Source organism: Pseudomonas sp. Z18(2022), from assembly GCF_036346535.1.
Lineage (GTDB): Bacteria > Pseudomonadota > Gammaproteobacteria > Pseudomonadales > Pseudomonadaceae > Aquipseudomonas > Aquipseudomonas yamanorum_A.
The window spans coordinates 373079-376880 of the sequence record NZ_JAOTOA010000005.1 but is presented as its reverse complement, the minus strand read 5'-3'; the positions used below and the strand labels follow the sequence as shown (position 1 = coordinate 376880).

2 protein-coding genes are annotated in these 3802 nt (G+C 61.5%); both read left to right on the top strand.

Translation table 11 applies throughout. The features are described 5' to 3' along the window. Positions 1-621 precede the first annotated feature (621 nt). A complete protein-coding gene (gene macA / locus V3W39_RS15000) occupies positions 622-1773 on the top strand; it encodes a macrolide transporter subunit MacA (protein ID WP_177042716.1) in 1152 nt (383 codons plus the stop codon). Between the two features lie 3 nt (positions 1774-1776). After that, positions 1777-3735 carry a MacB family efflux pump subunit gene (locus V3W39_RS14995; RefSeq protein WP_177042715.1) on the top strand — a complete coding sequence of 653 codons (1959 nt, stop codon included), beginning with the start codon at positions 1777-1779 and terminating at the stop codon, positions 3733-3735. Positions 3736-3802: the final 67 nt, after the last annotated feature.

Here is a 3802-nt window from a genome sequence, read left to right as displayed (position 1 = left end):
GGGGTTTTGATGGAGTACATATCCGTTTCTGCGGTAACGGCCACTTAGGGTTCCGCTCTTACAGCGGGTCACTTTTGGCAAACGCCCCAAAAGTAACCAAAAGGTCTTTGCCCCACCACTCGGTGCCTCGCTTAGGCTCGGCATGCCCGCAATCAGACCCGTCTCCGCGGGCCGCCGCGACGGGCCATCCATGGCCCGGCGCGGCTAAATCGGCATCCCTGCCGATTTACCCGCTCCACCGTGCCTGCTTGCGGCCATCGTGGTTAACGGGGCCCGCAGATCAAGATCAAAAGCAAGAGCACGGCGGCCTGAAAGCCGACCTGAGTGGTAGAAGCAAAGGCAAAAGCCGCTTTTCTGTAGGAGCTGGCTTGCCGGCGAAGAACCTGAGAGCGCCGCGTTCATTCAGGACGCCAACGTCATCGTTAACGACCATCGCCGGCAAGCCAGCTCCTACAGGGGAGGCGTGCGCGCTGTAGATTTTGATTTTGCCTTTGCTTCACCACACTCAAGCCGGCCTGTAGGCCGCTGTAAGAGCGGAACCAATATCAGCCGTTACCAAAAAAACGGATATGTACTCCGAGCCAAAAGCCGGACCAACTTCAACACCTCTCATGGTCATTTATGGAAAAGTCAAAGTATCGGAAAGCAGGATTGGCCCTGGTGTTGACCGTCGCAGCCGGCCTGATCATCTACACCGTGCAGGCCCCCGCAGACGCGCCGCAGTACCTGACCGCCACCGCCGAACGCAGTGACATCGAAAACGCCGTCCTGGCCACCGGCCTGCTGGAAGGCGTCAAGCAGGTCGACGTCGGCGCCCAGGTCTCCGGCCAACTCAAGTCCCTGAAGGTCAAGGTCGGCGACAAGGTCAAGAAGGGCCAATGGCTCGCCGAAATCGACCCACTGATCCTGCAGAACACCCTGCGCAAAGCCCAGGTCGACGAAGAAAACCTCCAGGCCCAACGCCGTGCCACCGCGGCTCAACTCAAGGAAACCAAATCCGTCTACCAACGCTACCAGGGCCTGCAGGAGGACGAATCCGTCTCCCGCCAGGACTTCGAAACCGCCGAGTCCAACTACGAAGTGCAGCGCGCCAACCTGATGTCCCTCGACGCCCAGATCAAAAGCGCCCACATCCAGATCGACACCGCCAAGATCAACCTGGCCTACACCCGCATCGTCGCGCCCATCGACGGCGATGTAGTGGGCATCGTCACCCAGGAAGGCCAGACCGTGATCGCCAGCCAACTGGCGCCGGTGCTGCTCAAGCTCGCCGACCTGGACACCATGACCGTCAAGGCCCAGGTCTCCGAGGCCGACGTGATCCACATCAGCCCCGGCCAACAGGTGTACTTCACCATCCTCGGCGAGGCCGACAAACGCTACTACGCCAAACTGCGCGGCACCGAACCGGCCCCGCAGAACTTTCTCGAAACCCAGACCGCCGGCACCCCCAAGCAAAACACCGCGGTGTTCTACAACGCACTGTTCGACGTGCCCAACCCCGACCACCGCCTGCGCATCGCCATGACCGCCCAGGTGCGCATCGTGCTCGACACCGCCAAGGCCGCGCTGACGGTGCCCGTGGCCGCACTCGGCCCGCGCAACGCCGATGGCCGCTTCCCGGTGCGGGTGCTGGATGCCAAGGGCCGGGCCAACACGCGGCAGGTGCAGACCGGCATCAACAACAACGTCAAGGTGCAGATCCTCGATGGCCTGGCCGAAGGCGACAAGGTGGTGATTGGCGATCCATCGCCTGCCGTGGCGGGGGGCTGATCGATGACTCAGCCACTGCTGGAGCTTAAAGGCATCGTGCGCAGTTTCATGGCCGGTGACCGTGAGTTCATTGCGCTCAAGGGTATCGACCTGACCATCCACGCCGGGGAAATGGTCGCGATTACCGGGGCTTCGGGCTCGGGTAAATCCACCCTGATGAACATCCTCGGCGGCCTCGACTACGCCACCGCCGGCAGCTACAAGATCAATGGCATCGAAACCCGCACCCTGGGGGATGAACAGCTGGCGGAGCTGCGTCGTGACTACTTCGGTTTTATCTTCCAGCGTTACCACCTGCTGGCGCACTTGAGTGCGTTGCACAACGTGGAAATGCCGGCGATTTATGCCGGCACACCGGAAAGCGCGAGGCACAGTCGGGCAGGGGAGCTGTTGGCACGACTGGGCTTGTCGGGGCATTTGACCCATCGCCCGAGCCAGCTGTCCGGCGGCCAGCAACAGCGGGTGAGTATCGCCCGGGCCTTGATGAATGGCGGCGAGGTGATCCTCGCCGACGAACCCACCGGCGCCCTCGATACCCACAGCGGCAAGGAAGTGATGCGCATCCTGGCGGAGCTGCACGCCGCCGGGCACACGGTGATCATCGTCACCCACGACCCGAAGGTCGCAGCCAATGCCCAGCGGATCATTGAGGTGCGCGATGGCGAGATTGTCAGTGACCGCGCCAACGAAAGTGTCGGCCTGGACCTGCCCACCGAGGCACCCATCGAGCCCAAGCGCAGCGGTGCGCGCAAGTTGGTGGCCAGCCTCGGGTTGTTCAAGGAGGCCTTCAACATGGCCTGGGTCGCGCTGATTTCCCATCGCATGCGCACCTTGCTGACCATGCTCGGCATCGTCATCGGCATCACCTCGGTGGTGTCGATCTCGGCCATCGGCGAGGGCGCCAAGCGTTATGTGCTCAAGGACATCCAGGCCATCGGCAGCAACACCATTGATATCTTTCCCGGCAAGAGTTTCGGTGACAGTCGCGCCTCGGCGATCGAGACGCTGTTGCCGTCGGATGTGGAGGCGCTGAACCAGCTGTATTATGTCGACAGCGCCACGCCGGTGGTGGGGCGCAACCTGTTGCTGCGCTACGGCAATATCGACCTGGACGCGCAGGTCAATGGGGTCAGCGATCGCTATTTCCAGGTCAAGGGCCTGAAGCTCGAAGCCGGGATTACCTTCAGCGAAAGCGACGCCCGGCGCCAGGCCCAGGTGGTGGTGATCGATCACAACGCGCGTCATCGGTTGTTCGGCCCCGGCGTGGATCCGCTGGGCCAGGTGATCCTGGTGGGCAACCTGCCGTGCACGGTGATCGGGGTGACGGCCGACAATAAAAACATGTTTGCCGCCAGCAAGGCGCTGAACGTGTGGGTGCCCTATGAAACGGCGGCAGGCCGGCTGTTGGGCCAGCGTCATCTGGACAGCATCACCGTGCGCATCAAGGATGGCCAGCCGAGCAAGGTAGTGGAAGAGAACGTCACCAAGCTGATGTTGCAGCGCCACGGCACCAAGGATTTCTTTACCAACAACCTCGACAGCATCATGCAGACGGTGCAGAAAACCAGCCGTTCCCTGGCGTTGCTGCTGTCGTTGATCGCGGTGATTTCATTGCTGGTGGGCGGCATCGGGGTGATGAATATCATGCTGGTGTCGGTGACCGAACGCACCCGTGAGATCGGGATTCGCATGGCGGTGGGCGCGCGGCAATCGGATATTCGCCAGCAGTTTCTGGTGGAGGCGGTGATGGTCTGCCTGATTGGCGGGATGATCGGCATCTCGCTGTCATTCGCCATCGGCTATCTGTTTTCGTTGTTTGTGAAAGAGTGGGAAATGGTGTTTTCCCTGGGGTCGGTGGTGACGGCGTTTGCGTGTTCGACGTTGATCGGGATTGTGTTCGGGTTTGTGCCGGCGAGGAATGCGGCGCGGCTGGATCCGATTGAAGCCCTGGCGCGGGATTAACCCGGGTAGAGATCAAAAGTGTGGGAGCTGGCTTGCCTGCGATAGCGATGTGTCAGTCAACATATCA

What these genes read in the sequence shown, in the direction of transcription:
- macA (WP_177042716.1), top strand. Translation starts at nt 622, where the DNA reads ATGGAAAAGTCAAAGTATCGGAAAGCAGGATTGGCCCTGGTGTTGACC.
- V3W39_RS14995 (WP_177042715.1), top strand. Translation starts at nt 1,777, where the DNA reads ATGACTCAGCCACTGCTGGAGCTTAAAGGCATCGTGCGCAGTTTCATG.